This window comes from Methylobacterium sp. Leaf361, assembly GCF_001424445.1.
Classification (GTDB): domain Bacteria; phylum Pseudomonadota; class Alphaproteobacteria; order Rhizobiales; family Beijerinckiaceae; genus Methylobacterium.
The window spans coordinates 90,601-107,047 of sequence record NZ_LMPY01000023.1 but is presented as its reverse complement, the minus strand read 5'-3'; the positions used below and the strand labels follow the sequence as shown (position 1 = coordinate 107,047).

The window sequence follows — 16,447 nt, the reverse complement described above, 5'->3', positions numbered from 1 at the left end:
CCCACAAGGCGATCGCGACTTTTTTGCCCGGACATTGGTGCGATCATGCCACGGCCGCCGCGTGTGCGCCATGGGGGATACCAGTCTTGGGCGAATCGAGGCGCCTGTGCGGCTGCGAAGTCACGGCCGCGGCTTTCGCAGCGCCGCACGAACTAGGAGCGGTGCGATGCCGGCCGCCCGCGCACCCCGATCGAGGACGAGGCGCGGAACAGCGAGGCCGAGGATGTCGGCGGGTTCCGGCGGCTCGGGCAGGCGCGGTGCCGTCTCCACCAGGTCGACGGCGAGATGCAGCACCGCCTCCGGCCGCACCGCCAGGCCGAGATCGGCCGCCGACAGGATCCCCTGGCCGCGGACCTCGACACGTCCGGCGAGCGCGGGATGGGGACTGGCCGTGATTCGCCCGTCGCGAATCGCGCAGACGACCCGGTCGTCCGCCACGAAGGCGCCGTCCGGCGCGGCGGCGAGCAGGAGCGCGAGGCTGGACTTGCCCGCACCCGAGGGACCGCGAATCAGGATCCCGACCCCGCACAGCGCGACGCAGGCGCCGTGCAGGGTGACCATCAGGCGTGGAGCTGCCGCGGCGCCGCCGGCAGGCGCACGATGAAGCGGGCGCCGCGCACCGTCGGCTCGCCGTCCTCGTCGGGGGCGCCGGGCCGGTTCTCGGCGCGGATCGTGCCGCGATGGGCCTGGACGATCTGGCGGGAGATCGACAGGCCGAGGCCGGAGTTTTGGCCGAAACCCTGCTCCGGCCGGTCGGTGTAGAAGCGCTCGAAGATCCGCTCCAGGGCGTGCTCCGGGATGCCAGGTCCCTCGTCCTCGCAGATCATCTCGACCTCGCCGCGCACGCGGCGCAGCACGACCCGGACCTTCGCGTCGGTCGGCGAGAACGAGCGGGCGTTGTCGAGGAGGTTGTTGACCACCTGCCCGAGCCGGCTGTCGTGGCCGATGATCGTGAACGGCGCGTCCTGCTCCGAGCCCGTCGCCTCGACGTCGAGCTGGATCAGGCAATCCTTCGGGCGCCGGCGCTCGTTGGCGACCGACACGACGGTGGTGAGCAGCCGCCGGAGATCGACGCGCCGGGCCTCGGCGCGGGCGAGCTCCGCGTCGAGGCGCGAGGCGTCGGCGATGTCGCTGATCAGACGGTCGAGGCGCTTCACGTCGTGCTGGATGATCGCCATCAGCCGGCCACGGGACTCGTCGGTCTTGGCGAGCGGCAGTGTCTCGACCGCGCTGCGGAGCGAGGTCAGCGGGTTCTTCAACTCGTGGCTGACATCCGCCGCAAAACTCTCGATCGCGTCGATCCGCCGGTAGAGGGCCTGAGTCATGTCGCGCAGGGCGCCCGACAGGTGGCCGATCTCGTCCGTGCGTTCGGTGAAGTCCGGGATCTCCTCGCGGGTCTTGATACCCATGCGGACCTTCTCGGCGGCCTCCGCGAGGCGGCGGACCGGTCCCGCGATCGCCCCCGCCAGCAGGAACGAGAGCACCACCATCACCGCCGAGGCGACGAGGAAGACCTGCAGCAGACCGAACCGCTCCGAAGCGATGACCCGGTCGATGGCGTCGCCCTGAGTCGAGATCAGGAGGGCGCCGCGGACCGAGCCCGCCCGGTGGATCGGCACCGCCACCGAGACCGTGGTCTCACCGAGCTTGTTCCGGCGCACGAGGCTGCCGCGATTGCCGCCGAGCGCCGCCTGGACCTCCCGGAGCGAGTGCCCGTTCACCGGCCCCGTCTCCTCGGTGGTCTCGGACCGGCTGCGGAACAGGCCGCCGAGCTTGGACTGGACCGCCTCGAAGGCGGATTCGAGGATGCCGGGCTTGTGGGGCTTCGGCTCGAGCGGGTCGGGCCGGCTGGCATCGCCGCGCTTGAACAGGGTGCGGGTGTCGAACAGGAGGCCGCCCTCCTGGTCGTAGACCCGGGCGCGGTTGCCCGTCGGCGTCACGAGGCGCGACAGCAGCGGCGCCACCTTCTCGGGGTTCAGCGAGAAGGCGAGCGGCTGCGATTCCTCCTCCGCCGCCTCGCCGGCCTGCTGCTGGAGCAGCTTGTCGGGATCGATGCGGATCGTGTCGGTGTCCACCGAGGCCGAGGCGGCGATCGCCCCCGCGATGATCTCGCCCTGGATGGCGAGGCTCTGGATCCGGGCCTGGATCAGGCCCTGGCGGAACTGGTTGAGGTAGAGGAACCCGACGAGGAGCGCGATCAGCCCGACGAGGTTGAGGACGACGATGCGGCGCGTCAAGCTCGACGAGGCGCGCTGGCCGACCGCCTCCCACACGGCGCGGGGCCAGCCGAGCGGTCGGGACAGGGTCTGGGCCAGGGAGGCGCGGGGCGGGGCATCCTCGGTCTGGGTCTGGGTACGTGCGGCCACGGGGCTGATCCTGGAGATCACGCCTCCTTGAAGCGGTAGCCGACGCCGTAGAGCGTCTCGATCATGTCGAAGCTCTGGTCGGTGACCTTGAACTTCTTCCGCAACCGCTTGATGTGGCTGTCGATGGTCCGGTCATCGACGTAGACTTGGTCGTCGTAGGCCGCGTCCATGAGCGCGTTGCGGCTCTTCACGACGCCGGGGCGCTGGGCGAGCGCCTGGAGGATCAGGAACTCCGTGACCGTCAGCGTCACCGGCTCGCCCTTCCACGTGCAGGTGTGCCGCTCGGGATCCATCATCAACGCGCCGCGCTCGAGCGACCGGGCCGCGACCTCGGCCTCGCCGCGGGGCGTGCTGCCGGGGGCCTCCTTGGCGAAGCGCCGGAGCACCGCCTTCACCCGCTCCACCAGCAGGCGCTGCGAGAACGGCTTATGGATGAAGTCATCCGCGCCCATCTTGAGGCCGAACAGCTCGTCGATCTCCTCGTCCTTCGACGTCAGAAAGATCACGGGAAGGTCAGATTTCTGCCGCAGGCGTCGGAGAAGCTCCATCCCGTCCATGCGCGGCATCTTGATGTCGAAGATCGCGAGATCGGGCGGGGAGTGGCGCAGACCGTCCAGCGCGGAGGCCCCGTCCGTGTAGGTCTGGATGCGGTAGCCTTCGGTCTCCAGCGCGATCGACACAGAGGTGAGGATGTTCCGGTCGTCGTCGACGAGGGCGATGGTCGGCATGCGCGGTCCCTGACTGAACGGGCTCAGGCGCGGTCCCGGCTCTTCGCACAGGCCGCGCCACGTCCCGGCCCCGAGGGGGCAGACAAAAACGCGAACCGGGCAGTTTGGGCGCAGCCCGGCACACGCAAAGGGACAGGTGCTTTAGTACGGCCGATCGGAAAAAGCGAGCGGCGGTCATAGCTTGGCCGTAACACGGGAGCGCACCGGTCCTTCCGCGGCCCATCTGACGCGGTCGCGGTGCCTCGCGCCGCCGACGCTGCGCCGCTAACGTGGCGGAGAAACCGGGCGGCTGTCCGGAGGGGAGGAATCGCGCATGGGCGAGACGATCGACACGGGTCCCGGCGCGGGCGGACCGGCCCGTCCGCTGCCGGCCGAGGCGGCGCCGTTCGACGCGATCGGCCTGGCGCGCACGCTCCTGCGCAGCGTCCGGTCCGGGGCGCTCGCGAGCCTGGAGCCGGACGGCACGCCCTTCGCCTCCCTCGTCACCATCGCCACCGACGCGGACGGCACGCCGCTGATGCTGCTGTCGCGGCTGTCGGCCCACACCCGCAACCTGCTGGCCCACCCGCGCTGCTCGCTGCTGTTCTCGCAGGGTGGCAAGGGCGACCCGCTCGCCCATCCCCGCCTGACCGTGGTCGGACGCGCTCTGCAGACCGCCGAGGCGCGGGCCCGGGAGCGATTCCTGGCCCGGCACCCGAAGGCCAAGCTCTACGCCGATTTCCCGGATTTCGGATTCTTCGCCCTGGCGCCGGAGGCCGGCCACCTCAATGGCGGCTTCGCCAAGGCCGCGACCCTGACCCGCGACCAGCTCCTCCTCGACCTCTCGGACGCGCAGGCGATCGTGGCGGGCGAGCGCGGCGCCGTCGAGCACATGAACGCCGACCACGCCGACGCCCTGGCGCTCTACGCCGCCGGCGCCGGCGGCGCGGCCGACCTGCCCTGGCGACTCACCGGCCTCGACCCCGAGGGCATGGACCTGATGGCGGCCGACCGCACGGTGCGCGTCCCCTACCCGGAGCGCGTCACCGACATGGGTGCGCTGCGCAAAAGCCTCGTTGCCATGGCCGCGCGGGCGCGCGCGACCGGTGCGGACGCGTAAACGCGCAAGGACTTGGCGATCAGGCATGGCGAAAGGTCGCTGACCGCCCCATATCGGCCCCATGAGCGATACCCAGACAGATACCTACCCCTTCAGCCTCGACGTGGAGCCGGTCGGCGAGAGCGGCTCCCTGTTCCAGTGGAGCATCCGCAAGCACGGCAAGCTGCACCAGCGCTCGGACCGGAAGCATCCGACCGAGGCCAAGGCGCGCTCCCACGGCGAGGCCGAGATCGAGCGACTGATCCGCGACCGCGGTCGCTGAGCCGGATCGCTCCTCGGCGCCAGACACGATCGTGACCCGGGGGCCGGCTCGTTCCGGCCCCCGTTCGCTTGCGTGCGATCACCGACCGGGCCCGCTCTCCCCCGGGGCGCTCAGGCCGCGCTTGGCGCCTTCCCGCCGCGCTGCTATCTCGCGCGGGAGCCGCTCCATCCGAACACGTCCCGACGTCAGACGGTGCGCGCCGGCGCGCGCCCGAACGGAATGCCGATGACAGCCCCGATCGACACCATCCGCAACTTCTCGATCGTCGCGCATATCGACCACGGCAAATCGACCTTGGCCGACCGGCTGATCCAGGCCACCGGCACGGTCGCGCTCCGCGACATGAGCGAGCAGATGCTCGACTCGATGGACATCGAGAAGGAGCGCGGCATCACCATCAAGGCGCAGACCGTGCGCCTGGAGTACAAGGCCCAGGACGGCAAGGACTACGTCCTGAACCTGATGGACACGCCCGGCCACGTGGACTTCGCCTACGAGGTCTCGCGCTCGCTCGCCGCCTGCGAGGGCTCGCTCCTGGTGGTCGACGCCTCGCAGGGCGTCGAGGCGCAGACGCTCGCCAACGTCTACCAGGCGCTCGACGCCAACCACGAGATCGTCCCGGTCCTCAACAAGGTCGACCTGCCCGCCGCCGAGCCGGACCGGGTCAAGGAGCAGATCGAGGAGGTGATCGGCCTCGACGCCTCCGATGCCGTGCCGATCTCGGCCAAGACCGGCCTCAACATCGAGGCGGTGCTGGAGGCGATCGTCACCCGCCTGCCGCCGCCGAAGGGCAGGAGCGACGCGCCCCTGAAGGCGCTCCTCGTGGACAGCTGGTACGACGCCTATCTCGGCGTCGTGGTGCTGGTGCGGATCATCGACGGCACCCTCAAGAAGGGGATGACCATCCGCATGATGGGTGCCGACGCCGTTTACGGCGTCGACCGGATCGGCGTGTTCCGGCCGAAGATGGCCGACATCGACGCGCTGGGACCGGGCGAGGTCGGCTTCTTCACCGGCTCGATCAAGGAGGTGGCCGACACCCGCGTCGGCGACACGATCACCGAGGACAAGCGCCAGACCACCGAGATGCTGCCGGGCTTCAAGGAGGTCCAGGCGGTGGTGTTCTGCGGCCTGTTCCCGGTGGACGCGGCCGAGTTCGAGAACCTGCGCTCCGCCATGGGCAAGCTCCGGCTCAACGACGCCTCGTTCTCCTACGAGATGGAGACGTCGGCGGCGTTGGGCTTCGGGTTCCGCTGCGGCTTCCTCGGGCTCCTGCACCTGGAGATCATCCAGGAGCGGCTGGAGCGCGAGTTCAACCTCGACCTGATCTCCACGGCGCCCTCGGTGGTCTATCACCTCAAGATGCGCGACGGCGAGACCAAGGAGCTGCACAACCCGGCCGACATGCCGGACATCATGAAGATCGAGACGATCGAGGAGCCGTGGATCCGCGCCACGATCCTGACGCCCGACGAGTATCTCGGCGGCGTGCTGAAGCTCTGCCAGGACCGCCGCGGCGTGCAGATCGACCTCAACTACGTCGGCAAGCGCGCCATGGTGGTCTACGACCTGCCGCTGAACGAGGTCGTGTTCGACTTCTACGACCGGCTGAAGTCGATCTCGAAGGGTTACGCCTCGTTCGACTACCACGTGTCGGATTACCGCGAGGGCGACCTCGTGAAGATGTCGATCCTGGTGAATGCCGAGCCGGTGGACGCCCTCTCGATGCTGGTCCACCGCACCCGCGCCGAGTCGCGCGGCCGGGCCATGTGCGAGAAGCTGAAGGACCTGATCCCCCGCCACCTGTTCCAGATCCCCGTCCAGGCGGCGATCGGCGGCAAGATCATCGCCCGCGAGACCATCCGGGCGCTGTCGAAGGACGTCACCGCCAAGTGCTACGGCGGCGACATCTCGCGCAAGCGCAAGCTTCTCGACAAGCAGAAGGAAGGCAAGAAGAAGATGCGCCAGTTCGGGCGCGTCGAGATCCCCCAGGAGGCGTTCATCGCCGCCCTGAAGATGGACGATTGATCCAGCTCGTCATTGCGAGCGGAGCGAAGCAAACCAGCGTCGCGCGACATCGGTATGCGTGGCGCGACTGGGTTGCTTCGCTGCGCTCGCAATGACGGTGGTGCCGCTTACCCCGGCGGCAGCACGTCGATCTGGATGCCCGCGTAGTACGCCGCGAGATTGGCGATGTCGGCGTCCGACAGTTCCTTCGCCACGACGTTCATGATCTCGTTCTGCCGCTTGCCGTCGCGGTACTCGGTGAGCGACTTCACGAGGTAGGGCTCAACCTGCCCGGCGAGGTTCGGCGCCTCCGGCAGCTTCGAGAGCCCGTCCATGCCGTGGCAGGTCTGGCAAGCGGTCGCGCGCTTCTTGCCCGCGGCCGCGTCGCCGGCCTGCGCCGAGAGCGGGACGAGGATGGCGGCGAGGACGAGAAGCGGGCGGATCATCGGGCGGGCTCGAGCTCTGAGATCAGTGAAGACTCGTCCGCTCGCGTCGGAACGGGACGCGCGCGCCCTCTCCCGCGGGTGAGAGAGGGCGCGTTGCGGCTCTCCGCGACCTGGCACCTCACGAGCGGAGAGGCGCCAGGTCACAAGAGACTACTTCTCGTAGGAGATCCGGTAGATCGCCCCGGCGGAATCGTCCGAGACCAGCAGCGAGCCGTCGAGCATCACCGCGACGTCCACCGGGCGGCCGAGATACTCGCCGTCGCCGGTGAGCCACCCTTCCGCGAACGGCTTGACCGATTCGACCTTCCCGTCGGCGCCGAGCTTGGCGAACATCACCCGGGCGCCCACCGGCTCGGTGCGGTTCCACGAGCCGTGCTCGGCGATGAAGATCCCGCCCTTGTAGGCGGCCGGGAACTGCTTGCCGTTGTAGAAGGTCATGCCGAGATCGGCCGCGTGCGGCGGCAACTCGGCCTGCGGGGCGACGGCGTCGGCCGGCGGGGTCTGGTCCTTGTACTCGACTGTGCGGACCGAGCCGCCGCCGAACCACGGGAAGCCGAAATTCTCGCCCGCCTTGGTGGCCCGGTTCAGCTCGCCCGGCGGCTTGTCGTCGCCCATGCCGTCGACCTGGTTGTCGGTGAACCACAGCGACTTGTCGGTATTGAAATCCATCCCGACCGAGTTGCGGATGCCGGTCGCGTAGACCTCGCGGTTCTTGCCGTCGGCGTCGATGCGGATGATGCCGCCGATGCCGGTCTTCTTGTAGAGGTCCGCCTTCTCGGCGGGCGGCACGTTGTAGGGCTGGCCGAGTGCGATGTAGGTCTTGCCGTCCGGCCCGACCCGGCAGACCCGGGCGGTGTGGTTGAAGCTCTCCTCGGAGGCCGGGATCAGCTGTCCCTGCTTGACCAGCACGCCGGCTGCGACGTCCGGGTTCTCGTAGAAGAACTCGGCGGCCGGGAAGGCCAGGACGCGGTTCTGCTCGACCACGGTGAGCACGCCGTCCTTCGAGAAGCAGACGCCGTTCGGGATCTTGAACGTGATGCCCGGCGCGAAGGGGCGGACCTCGTCGGCGACCCGGTCCTTGTCGCGGTCGGTGACCGTGTAGATCTTGCTCTTGCGCGTGCCGACAAACAGTACCCCGGCATTGGGACCGACCGCGATGGCGCGGGCATCCGGCACCACCGCGTACAGGTCGATCTTGAAGCCGTCCGGCAGCTTGATCTTCGACAGGTTCTTGCGGATCGCGTCGGGGCGGCGGCCGGTCTGCGGGATCTCCGCGGCGGCCTGGGTGTCGGTGCTGTGGAAGCCCTGGAGCTTCTCGAGATCGTCGGTCTTGGCCTTGGTCTCGGCAGGGGCCGCACCCTGCGCCAGGGCGGGGAGCACCGCCGCCGGCATGGCCACGCCCGCGAAGAGCGCGGCGAGAAGCAGAGATCGCATCGATAGAATCCTCCCGGCGGCCCTTGGACCAGGGCATTACCGGGAAGGAACGATAGGGGCGCCGCAGAGACCGGCAAGCCGCGCCGGTGACGCGGCAGGAGCCCTGTCGCTGTCCGCGGGGTTTCCGATCGTCACCTCAGTGGGGTCGCACCCTCCGTCATCGCGAGCGAAGCGAAGCGACCCAGGGCAGCGCGACTTCGAGGCGCTCAGCGCCGCCCTGGATTGCTTCGCTTCGCTCGCAAAGACGGGAGGACGACCGGAACTGGCCTCAGGCGACCTTGCGTGGCACGAGGCGCTCGCTGCCCAGGGCGACGTCGGCCCCGGACACGCCGGATTCGGTGTACTCGGCGTCCTCGTTCACCCGCCAGACGTCGTGCCGGCGCCGGCCGCAGAGGATGTTCTCCACGGTCAGCATCGCGGTCATCATCGCGTGGTCCTGGTTGTTGTACTTGTGCATGCCGTTGCGGCCCACGAGGTGCAGGCTCGGAAAATCCCGCTCCAGCTCCCGCCGCACGGTGACGACGTGGCCGGCATACTCCTCGTCGTAGACCGGGTAGGCCTTCGGCTGGCGGACCACGCAGGCATCGACCACGTCGGCCGGGTCGATCAGGCCGATCTGCCCGATCTCGCGCTTGGCGAGCTCCACCAGCTCGGAATCGTCGGCGTTCCAGAGTCCGTCACCCTCGAAGCAGAAATACTCCAGGCCCAGGCAGGTGTGGTCCGCGTCCGGCACCATCTCGGGCGACCACGACCGGAAGTTCTGCACGCGGCCGACCTTCACCGACGGGTCGTGGATGTAGATCCAGTTGTCCGGGAAGTTCTTGTCCGACTTCGCGATGAGCGCCACCGTCAGGAAGTCGCGGTACTTCAGCGCCCGGGCGTTGAAGGTGCTGAGCGGCCGCGGGCGGATGGCGTCGACGAGCTCGCGGACCGGCGCGGACGAGACGACGTTGCGGGCCGTGAAGGTCTCGCGGCTGCCGTCCGAGCGGCGGGCCGCCACCGTCCAGATGCCGGTGCCGGCATCGTAGCTGAGGGAGTCGACGCCGCGGTCGAGCTTCAGCTGCCCGCCCTGGGCGCGGATCTTGGCGGCTGCCGCCTCCCACATCATGCCGGGGCCGCGGCGGGGATAGCGGAACGACTCGATCAGAGTCTTGATGACGGGGCCGCCGGCCTTCGGCGCCTTGCGCAGGCCCAGCGACCGCTTGATGCCGTCGCGGATCGCCGCGCTGAGGTCGAGCCCCTTGATGCGCTGCGCCGCCCAGTCGGCCGAGATCGCGTCGCACGACATGCCCCACACCTTCTCGGTGTAGGTCTTGAAGAAGATCGAGAACAGGCGCTCGCCGAACTGGTTGCGGACCCAGGCATGGAAGGTCTTGGGCTCCGCCACCGGCCGCAGGCGGGCGTAGAGGTAGGAGGCGACGCAGGCCGCGCTGGTGAGGATCCCGAGGTTGCGCAGAGCCTCGAAGGCCTTCAGCGGGTAGGCGTAGTAGCGCCCGCGATAGTAGATCCGCGACAGGCGCGGGCGCTCGATGAAGTCGTCGGGGAGGATCTCGTCCCAGAGATCGACCACGGCCTCGGACTTCGAGAAGAACCGGTGGCCGCCGATGTCGAACAGGTAGCCGTTGTGCGAGACGGTGCGCGAGATCCCGCCGACCTGCGCCGGATCCCGCTCCAGGACGGTGACGGAGCGGCCCTTCTTCGACAGCAGGTAGGCGGCAGTCAGACCCGCAGGCCCGGCGCCGATCACCAGCGTCTCGGTGTGGTGGCTCATCCCATGCTCCGGCGATTGGTGCGGCGCGCGACGCGCAGGACGCCGACCGGTCGCCAGGATGCCCGGTCGTGGTTAAGGAATCGCTGGCGCCGCGGGGCCGGATCGACGGCCGGGCCGCGCATCCGGTGCCCTTTGACCGCGCGTTAAGCGGAACCGCGCGAGCATGCCGGCGAGGGCATCGACCGCCCGCCCGGGTGATCCACCAACCATGCCGGCTCCGGCGCTACCCCTCTCCCGACCGCGCGGGCGGATCGAGGCCCGCACGCTGCTGTGGATCCTCGCCGCCCTCTGCATCGCGACGATGAACGCGCCCCACGCGGTTTGGGAAACCATCCAGCACCTGCGCGTCCCGGATACCGACGACGCGATGCGCCTCGTGGAAGTGCGCGACCTGCTGGCCGGCCAGGGCTGGTACGACAACGTCCAGTACCGATTCCTGCCCCCGGGCGGCGTGCCGAGCCACTGGTCGCGCCTCGTCGACGCGCCCATCGCCGGCCTGATCCTGGCGCTCACGCCCCTGACGGGCCCCGCGCTCGCAGAGGGCCTGACGGCGGCACTCTGGCCCGTGCTGCTCTTCGGGGTCTACGGCTGGCTCCTGTATCGCGGGGTCCGGCACAGCTTCGGCAGCCGCGCCGCGCTCCTGGCCGTGATCGCGGCCACGCAGACATTCGGTGTGACGATCCAGTTTCAGGCCGGGCGGGTGGACCACCACAATCTGCAGATTCTCTCGATCCTCGGTCTCGCTTTCTGCATGATCCGCGGCGGCCTGCGATCCGGCCTGATCGGCGGGATCCTGGCAGCCGTGTCGCTGGCGATCGGGCTCGAGGGCCTGCCCTTCGTCGCGCTGGCGGCACTCTTTCTCACGGGCGACTGGTGCCTGCGCGGACGGCCCGCGCTGGCGTCGCTCGCGGGCTTCGGCCTGGGTCTCGGCCTCGCCGCCCCCGCGCTGTTCGCCGTCCAGACGGCCCCCTCGCTCTGGGGTGTCTCCCACTGCGACGCGCTCTCGCCACCCTGGCTCTGGCTCACCCTGGGCGGCCTCGCCCTCGCCGCGATCGCCGCCGCCGCGGGCGAGCGCCTCGCGACGGTCCCGGCGCGCCTCGCCCTGGCGGGCCTCGCGGGCAGCGTCCTGCTGGCCGGGTTCGCCGCCGCCTTCCCGTCCTGCCTCGGCGGCCCGTTCCCCGACATGCCGCCGCAGGTGCGGATCCACTGGCTGCTCACGGTCAACGAGATGGCGCCGCTGGCGAAGTTCGTGGCCCTCGGCCGGTGGGAGGCGCTGGTCTTCTACCCGGTCGTGATCCTCGCGAGCCTCACGGCCGCCGGGATGGCGTGGCGCGGCCCCGAACGCCGGGCCTGGTCGGTGGTCGCGCTGTTCCTGTGGCCGGGGCTGATCCTCGGCGTCGCGCAGTTCCGCGGACTCTACATCGTCTCCGGCTTCGTGCCGCTGGTGGCGGGTGTGGTCCTCGACCGCGCGCTGGCGCGGGCAGCCCTGCCGGCCGGGGCGCGGCGCTGGCCCGTCGCGCTCCTCGGCGCCGCGATGGTCAGCAGCCTCTGGATGATCCCGTCGCTCCTGGCGGAGACCCTGGCGCCCGGCCTGCGCACCGCGCCCGACGCGGCCGAGACCACTGCCTGCCTCGGCGATGCCGCGGTCCGCCCCCTGGCGCACCTGCCGGAAGGCACGGTGCTCGCCCCGATCTTCATGGGGCCGTCGATCCTCCTCCGTACCCCGCACCGGATCGTCGCCGCGCCCTATCACCGGGCCATTCCCGGCCTCACGGCGGCGATCGAGGGGCTGGGCGGCACCGAGGCCGACCTCGACCGGGTGCTGACGGCGTTCGACGTCCGCTACCTCGTCGCCTGCCCTGCCCGGCCGGCCGAGAACCTTCAGGCGGAGACGGCGTTCGCCACGCGGCTCGCCGCGGGCGCGGCCGGGAGCGCGCGCCTCGTGCCGCTGGACGTGCCCGGTCCCCTCAAGGTCTGGCGCGTCGCGCCCTGACGATCAGAGCAGGCGCCGATCGAGGCGGATGATCCGGCAGGGATCGCCGGCGCGCGCGGCCGGCGCGTGCGGGGCGCGGATCAGCAGGGCTTCGGACCGTCCGAGGACGGCGAGCATCGACGAGTCCTGACGCCGCTCGGCGGTCGCGACCGGTAGACGGTCGGGCTCGAGGGCGAGGCTCGCCCGCATGTAGTCGGCCCGGCCGTCATTCTCCGGCATGTCGCGGCCGAGCGTCGCCGGCTCGCTCCGGTCGGCACCGGCCCGCGGATCACCCTGGAGCGCGCGGATGGCGGGCACCACGAACAGGAGCCCGCACACGATGGACGAGACCGGGTTGCCCGGCAGCCCGATGACCAGCATGTCGCCGAGGCGGCCGTGCATCAGCGGCTTGCCCGGCCGGAGGGCGACCCGCCAGAAGCCGAGCTCCAACCCCTCCTTGGCGAGCGCGGCCTGAACCAGATCGTGGTCGCCGACGGAGGCGCCGCCGAGGGTGATCAGCAGGTCGGCCCGCGCCGCGCGGGCGCGACGGAACGCGTCCGCCAGGGCGTCGTGGTCGTCCCCCGCGATGCCGAGATCGACGATGTCGGCGCCCGCCTCCGCGGCGAGGGCACCGAGCGCGAGGCTGTTGGAGGCGACGATCTGGTCCCAGCCGGGCGTCGCGCCCGCCTCCACCAGCTCGTCACCGGTGGCGAGGATCGCGACGCGCGGCCGGCGGCGGACCGTGAGGCGCGGATGACCGGCCGCCGCGGCGAGCGCCAGCCGCCGCGCATCGAGGCTCATGCCGGCCGGGATCAGGGTCTCGCCGGCGGTAAAGTCGAGGCCGGCCCGGCGGATGAACCGCGCCGGCTCCACGGGCTCCAGGACGCGCACCGCGCCCGCCTCGGCGGCGGCGTTCTCCTGGATCAGGATCGCGTCCGCGCCCTCCGGCACCGGAGCCCCGGTGAAGATCCGGACCGCCTCGCCCGGGCCGATGCGGCCGGAGAAGCCGTGACCGGCCGCGCTGGCGCCGATCAGCCGCAGGATCGCCCCGACCTCCCCGGCGTCGGCGCCGCGCACGGCGTAGCCGTCCATGGCGGAGGCCGGGAACGGCGGCTGGGTCCGTGAGGCGACGACGTCCGCGGCGAGCGTCCGGCCGCAGGCCTGCGCCAGCGGGACGGTCTCCGGCTCGACCGGCGCGGCGACGCTCGCGAGCACCCGCGCCAGCGCCTCGGCGACCGGGATCAGGCCGCTCATTCCGCCGGGGCCCGGTAAGTGCCCGAGCGGCCCCCGTCCTTGGCGGTCAGCCGGATTCCCTCGATCCGCATGCCGCGATCGACCGCCTTCACCATGTCGTAGACCGTGAGACACGCCACCGAGACGGCGGTCAGCGCCTCCATCTCGACGCCGGTCGGGCCCTGGACCCGGACCTCGGCGGCGATGCGCAGGCCCGGGAGCGCGTCGTCGGGCTCGCACTCGACCCGCACCTTCGACAGCAGCAGCGGGTGGCAGAGCGGGATCAGCTCGTGGGTGCGCTTGGCCGCCATGATGCCGGCGAGCCGGGCCGTGCCGATCACGTCGCCCTTCTTGGCGTCGCCCTCGCGGATCAGGGCCAGGGTCTCCGGCCTCATCACGATCTGGCCTTCCGCCCGGGCGGTCCGGTCGGTGGCGGGCTTGTCGGTGACGTCGACCATGTTGGCCGCGCCGCTGGTGTCGAGATGGGTCAGCGTCGAGCCCGGCCGCATGCCTTACGCCTTCTTCCGCGGCTTGCCGCCCTTGGCCTCCGCGGCGCCGAACAGCAGGGCGCGGGCCGCCTCCGCGACGTCCGGCTGCCGCATCAGGCTCTCGCCGACCAGCACCACGCCGAGGCCGTTGTCCCGCAGCCGGACCACGTCGGCGTGGTCGCCGATCCCGCTCTCGGCCACGGCGATCCGGTCCGCCGGGATCCCCGGCGCCAGTCGGATCGCGGTCTCGAACGAGACCTCGAAGGTCTTGAGGTTGCGGTTGTTGATGCCGATCAGCGCCGTGCCGAGGGGGATGGCCCGCGCCAGCTCGGCCTCGTCGTGCACCTCGACCAGGACGTCCATCCCGAGGAGGTGTGCCGTCTCGACCAGGGCGACGGCCTCGTCGTCGTCGAGGCAGGCCATGATGACCAGGATGCAGTCGGCGCCCCAGGCCCGGGCCTCGTAGACCTGATAGGGCTCGAACAGGAAATCCTTGCGCAGGACGGGCAACGCGCAGGCGGCGCGCGCCGCCGTCAGGTACTCCGGCCGCCCCTGGAACGAGGGCTCGTCGGTCAGCACCGACAGGCAGGTGGCGCCGCCGGCCTCGTAGGCGGCGGCGAGGCTTGCCGGGTCGAAATCGGCGCGGATCAGGCCCTTCGAGGGCGAGGCCTTCTTCACCTCGGCGATGAGCGCCGGGCGGTCCGCGGCGAGGTGGCTCCGGATCGCCGCCGCGAAGCCGCGCACCGGCTCCGCCTGCGCGACCTTCCGCTCCAGCTTGGCGAGCGGCACCCGCAGCTTCGCCTCGGCGATCTCGCGGCGCTTGTAGGCCTCGATGCGGGCGAGGACGTTCGGCCGCTCGGTCGGCGTCCCGGCGCCGGTCTCCGGGGTCGCCTCGTGCGTCAGCGAGCTCATCGGCCCTCCTGCCCGTTGGAGTGGTCGTTCGAGGCCCGGACGAGGCGGACGAGCGTCGCCCGGGCGGCCCCGGAATCGACGGCATCCTGCGCCTGCGCGACGCCGTCCGCCAGGGCCTGCGCGGCCCCCGCGACCACGAGCGCCGCCCCCGCGTTGAGGACCGCGATGTCCCGGTAAGCGTTCCGCGCACCCGCCAGGACGGCCTCCAGGGACCGCGCGTTGTCGGCCGGGTCGCCGCCGCGCAGCTCCTCGGGCGCGCGCAGCGCCAGACCGAAGTCGCGCGGGTCGATGGTGAAGTGGGACAGCCGCCCCTCGTCGAGGGCGACAACCCGCGTCGGACCGGTGACGGTGATCTCGTCGAGCCCGTCGGACCCGTGGACGGTCCAGACCCGGCGGCTGCCGAGCTCGGCCAGGACCCGCGTCAGCGGCTCCGCGAGCGCCTCCTGGGCGACGCCGAAGAGCTGGTAGCCGACGCCGGCCGGGTTGCTCAGCGGCCCCAGCAGGTTGAAGATCGTCCGCACGGGCAGTTCGGACCGGACCGCCGCGACGTGGCGCATGGCCGGGTGGTGGGCCTGCGCGAACAGGAAGCAGAGTCCGGCCTCGGCGAGGCAGCGGGTCTGCGCGGCGGGGTCGAGCCCGAGCCGCACGCCCAGGGCCGCGAGCACGTCGGCGGCGCCGGAGCGCGAGGTCGCCGCCCGGTTCCCGTGCTTGGCCACCGGCACGCCGCAGGCGGCCACGACGATCGCCGCCAGGGTCGAGACGTTGACGCTGCCGGAATGGTCGCCGCCGGTGCCGACGACGTCGACGGCGTTCGCGGGCGCGGCGACGCGGGTCATGCGCGCCCGCATGGCTTCGGCCGCGCCGACGATCTCCTCGACGGTCTCGCCGCGCACCTTGAGGGCGGTCAGGAAGGCGCCGGCCTGGACCGGCGTGACCTCGCCCGACAGCAGGTCGTCGAAGGCGGCGCGGGCCTCGGCGCGGTCGAGGGCGAGGCCCCCGGCGACCTTCGCGAGATGGGGTCTGAAGCTGTCCATGGGTTCTTACGGAGGGCCGCCCCGGCCCCCGGCGTCAATGCACGTCGGCACGCGTCCTGTCACGCGCCGTGTTCCAGGCGGCGGCGAGATCGAGAAAGTTCTTCACGATCTCCGTGCCGTGCTGCGACCGGATGCTCTCGGGATGGAACTGGACGCCGTGGAGCGGCCGGTCGGCGTGCTCCAGGCCCATGATCAGGCCGTCGGCCTCGGCGGTGACCCGCAGGGCCGTCGGACAGGTCGCGCGGTCGACCACCAGGGAGTGGTAGCGCGTCGCCTCGAAACTGTCGTTCAGGCCGCGGAACAGGCCGCGCGCGCCGTGCCGGATGGTCGAAACCTTGCCGTGGAGCGGTAGCGGCGCGCGCACGACGTCGCCGCCGAAGGCCTGGCCGATCGCCTGGAGGCCGAGGCACACGCCGAAGATCGGGATCTCCTCGGACAGGTCGCGGACCACGTCGAGGCAGATCCCCGCCTCCGTGGGCGTGCACGGCCCCGGCGACAGCACGATCGCGTCGGGCGCCTTGGCGCGGATGTCGGCGATCTTGAGCGCGTCGTTGCGCGCGACCTCGACCGCGCCGCAGAGCGGCCCGATCAGGTGCACGAGATTCCACGTGAAGGAATCGTAGTTGTCGATGACGAGGACGTTGGGCATCGCGGCGGCACGCTCGGGCATGCAGGCGATGTGACCGCTCGCACCC

The 16,447-nt window shown here is 71.2% G+C and carries 15 protein-coding genes; 4 read left to right on the top strand and 11 right to left on the bottom strand.

The features are described 5' to 3' along the window. Window positions 1-120: 120 nt before the first annotated feature. From ASG32_RS16410 to ASG32_RS16400, 3 genes are read right to left on the bottom strand one after another with little or no spacing between them, the layout of a single operon-like run. The gene (locus ASG32_RS16410; RefSeq protein WP_056528144.1) at window positions 121-561 is read right to left on the bottom strand and encodes an aldolase; all 441 of its coding nucleotides are present in this window, start codon (window positions 559-561) and stop codon (window positions 121-123) included. Continuing rightward, window positions 561-2,366 carry a sensor histidine kinase gene (locus tag ASG32_RS16405; RefSeq protein WP_020094606.1) on the bottom strand — a complete coding sequence of 602 codons (1,806 nt, stop codon included), beginning with the start codon at window positions 2,364-2,366 and terminating at the stop codon, window positions 561-563. The genes ASG32_RS16410 and ASG32_RS16405 overlap by 1 nt, the downstream gene beginning before the upstream one ends. A 17-nt stretch (window positions 2,367-2,383) precedes the next feature. Next, on the bottom strand, window positions 2,384-3,094 hold the full coding sequence (locus ASG32_RS16400; protein ID WP_020094607.1) for a response regulator transcription factor: 711 nt from the start codon (window positions 3,092-3,094) through the stop codon (window positions 2,384-2,386). Between the two features lie 313 nt (window positions 3,095-3,407). Between ASG32_RS16400 and ASG32_RS16395 the strand changes: the two genes are divergently transcribed. From ASG32_RS16395 to lepA, 3 genes are all read left to right on the top strand, one after another. Continuing rightward, window positions 3,408-4,193: a DUF2470 domain-containing protein gene (locus ASG32_RS16395; RefSeq protein ID WP_056528141.1), complete on the top strand. Its 786-nt coding sequence runs from the start codon at window positions 3,408-3,410 to the stop codon at window positions 4,191-4,193. Window positions 4,194-4,254: 61 nt separating this feature from the next. After that, a complete protein-coding gene (locus ASG32_RS16390; RefSeq protein ID WP_010682254.1) occupies window positions 4,255-4,455 on the top strand; it encodes a hypothetical protein in 201 nt (66 codons plus the stop codon). A 225-nt stretch (window positions 4,456-4,680) separates the two neighbouring features. Then, window positions 4,681-6,483, top strand: coding sequence for a translation elongation factor 4 (gene lepA, locus ASG32_RS16385; RefSeq protein WP_042669970.1), 1,803 nt, complete (start codon window positions 4,681-4,683; stop codon window positions 6,481-6,483). 107 nt (window positions 6,484-6,590) lie between these two features. On the opposite strand, the gene ASG32_RS16380 is transcribed toward lepA, so the two are convergent. The 3 genes from ASG32_RS16380 to ASG32_RS16370 all read right to left on the bottom strand — a co-directional run bounded on the left by ASG32_RS16380 (window position 6,591) and on the right by ASG32_RS16370 (window position 10,113). Next, entirely contained in the window at window positions 6,591-6,908 is a 318-nt protein-coding gene (locus ASG32_RS16380) for a cytochrome c (protein WP_056528138.1), read from the bottom strand. Between the two features lie 150 nt (window positions 6,909-7,058). Beyond that, entirely contained in the window at window positions 7,059-8,342 is a 1,284-nt protein-coding gene (locus ASG32_RS16375; protein ID WP_056528135.1) for a PQQ-dependent sugar dehydrogenase, read from the bottom strand. A gap of 268 nt (window positions 8,343-8,610) precedes the next feature. Then, window positions 8,611-10,113 carry an NAD(P)/FAD-dependent oxidoreductase gene (locus ASG32_RS16370; protein ID WP_056528131.1) on the bottom strand — a complete coding sequence of 501 codons (1,503 nt, stop codon included), beginning with the start codon at window positions 10,111-10,113 and terminating at the stop codon, window positions 8,611-8,613. A 208-nt stretch (window positions 10,114-10,321) separates the two neighbouring features. On the opposite strand from ASG32_RS16370, the gene ASG32_RS16365 reads away from it, so the two are divergent. Continuing rightward, window positions 10,322-12,106, top strand: coding sequence for a hypothetical protein (locus tag ASG32_RS16365; RefSeq protein ID WP_056528128.1), 1,785 nt, complete (start codon window positions 10,322-10,324; stop codon window positions 12,104-12,106). Window positions 12,107-12,109: 3 nt separating this feature from the next. On the opposite strand, the gene glp is transcribed toward ASG32_RS16365, so the two are convergent. The 5 genes from glp to ASG32_RS16340 are packed head-to-tail and all read right to left on the bottom strand — an operon-like array spanning window position 12,110 to window position 16,401. Further along, window positions 12,110-13,339, bottom strand: a complete 1,230-nt coding sequence (gene glp / locus ASG32_RS16360) for a gephyrin-like molybdotransferase Glp (RefSeq protein WP_056528125.1) — start codon at window positions 13,337-13,339, stop codon at window positions 12,110-12,112. Continuing rightward, window positions 13,336-13,827: a cyclic pyranopterin monophosphate synthase MoaC gene (gene moaC, locus ASG32_RS16355; protein ID WP_056528122.1), complete on the bottom strand. Its 492-nt coding sequence runs from the start codon at window positions 13,825-13,827 to the stop codon at window positions 13,336-13,338. Before moaC ends, glp begins: the two co-directional genes overlap by 4 nt. 3 nt (window positions 13,828-13,830) lie before the next feature. Then, on the bottom strand, window positions 13,831-14,718 hold the full coding sequence (gene trpC / locus ASG32_RS16350; protein WP_056528117.1) for an indole-3-glycerol phosphate synthase TrpC: 888 nt from the start codon (window positions 14,716-14,718) through the stop codon (window positions 13,831-13,833). Continuing rightward, window positions 14,715-15,752, bottom strand: a complete 1,038-nt coding sequence (gene trpD / locus ASG32_RS16345; RefSeq protein ID WP_056528114.1) for an anthranilate phosphoribosyltransferase — start codon at window positions 15,750-15,752, stop codon at window positions 14,715-14,717. Before trpD ends, trpC begins: the two co-directional genes overlap by 4 nt. A gap of 34 nt (window positions 15,753-15,786) precedes the next feature. Next, a complete protein-coding gene (locus ASG32_RS16340; RefSeq protein WP_056528112.1) occupies window positions 15,787-16,401 on the bottom strand; it encodes an aminodeoxychorismate/anthranilate synthase component II in 615 nt (204 codons plus the stop codon). Window positions 16,402-16,447 lie beyond the last annotated feature (46 nt).

What these genes read in the sequence shown, in the direction of transcription:
- ASG32_RS16400 (WP_020094607.1), bottom strand. Translation starts at nt 3,094, where the DNA reads ATGCCGACCATCGCCCTCGTCGACGACGACCGGAACATCCTCACCTCT.
- glp (WP_056528125.1), bottom strand. Translation starts at nt 13,339, where the DNA reads ATGAGCGGCCTGATCCCGGTCGCCGAGGCGCTGGCGCGGGTGCTCGCG.
- lepA (WP_042669970.1), top strand. Translation starts at nt 4,681, where the DNA reads ATGACAGCCCCGATCGACACCATCCGCAACTTCTCGATCGTCGCGCAT.
- trpD (WP_056528114.1), bottom strand. Translation starts at nt 15,752, where the DNA reads ATGGACAGCTTCAGACCCCATCTCGCGAAGGTCGCCGGGGGCCTCGCC.
- ASG32_RS16365 (WP_056528128.1), top strand. Translation starts at nt 10,322, where the DNA reads ATGCCGGCTCCGGCGCTACCCCTCTCCCGACCGCGCGGGCGGATCGAG.
- ASG32_RS16340 (WP_056528112.1), bottom strand. Translation starts at nt 16,401, where the DNA reads ATGCCCAACGTCCTCGTCATCGACAACTACGATTCCTTCACGTGGAAT.
- trpC (WP_056528117.1), bottom strand. Translation starts at nt 14,718, where the DNA reads ATGAGCTCGCTGACGCACGAGGCGACCCCGGAGACCGGCGCCGGGACG.
- ASG32_RS16395 (WP_056528141.1), top strand. Translation starts at nt 3,408, where the DNA reads ATGGGCGAGACGATCGACACGGGTCCCGGCGCGGGCGGACCGGCCCGT.
- moaC (WP_056528122.1), bottom strand. Translation starts at nt 13,827, where the DNA reads ATGCGGCCGGGCTCGACGCTGACCCATCTCGACACCAGCGGCGCGGCC.
- ASG32_RS16410 (WP_056528144.1), bottom strand. Translation starts at nt 561, where the DNA reads ATGGTCACCCTGCACGGCGCCTGCGTCGCGCTGTGCGGGGTCGGGATC.
- ASG32_RS16390 (WP_010682254.1), top strand. Translation starts at nt 4,255, where the DNA reads ATGAGCGATACCCAGACAGATACCTACCCCTTCAGCCTCGACGTGGAG.
- ASG32_RS16380 (WP_056528138.1), bottom strand. Translation starts at nt 6,908, where the DNA reads ATGATCCGCCCGCTTCTCGTCCTCGCCGCCATCCTCGTCCCGCTCTCG.
- ASG32_RS16370 (WP_056528131.1), bottom strand. Translation starts at nt 10,113, where the DNA reads ATGAGCCACCACACCGAGACGCTGGTGATCGGCGCCGGGCCTGCGGGT.
- ASG32_RS16375 (WP_056528135.1), bottom strand. Translation starts at nt 8,342, where the DNA reads ATGCGATCTCTGCTTCTCGCCGCGCTCTTCGCGGGCGTGGCCATGCCG.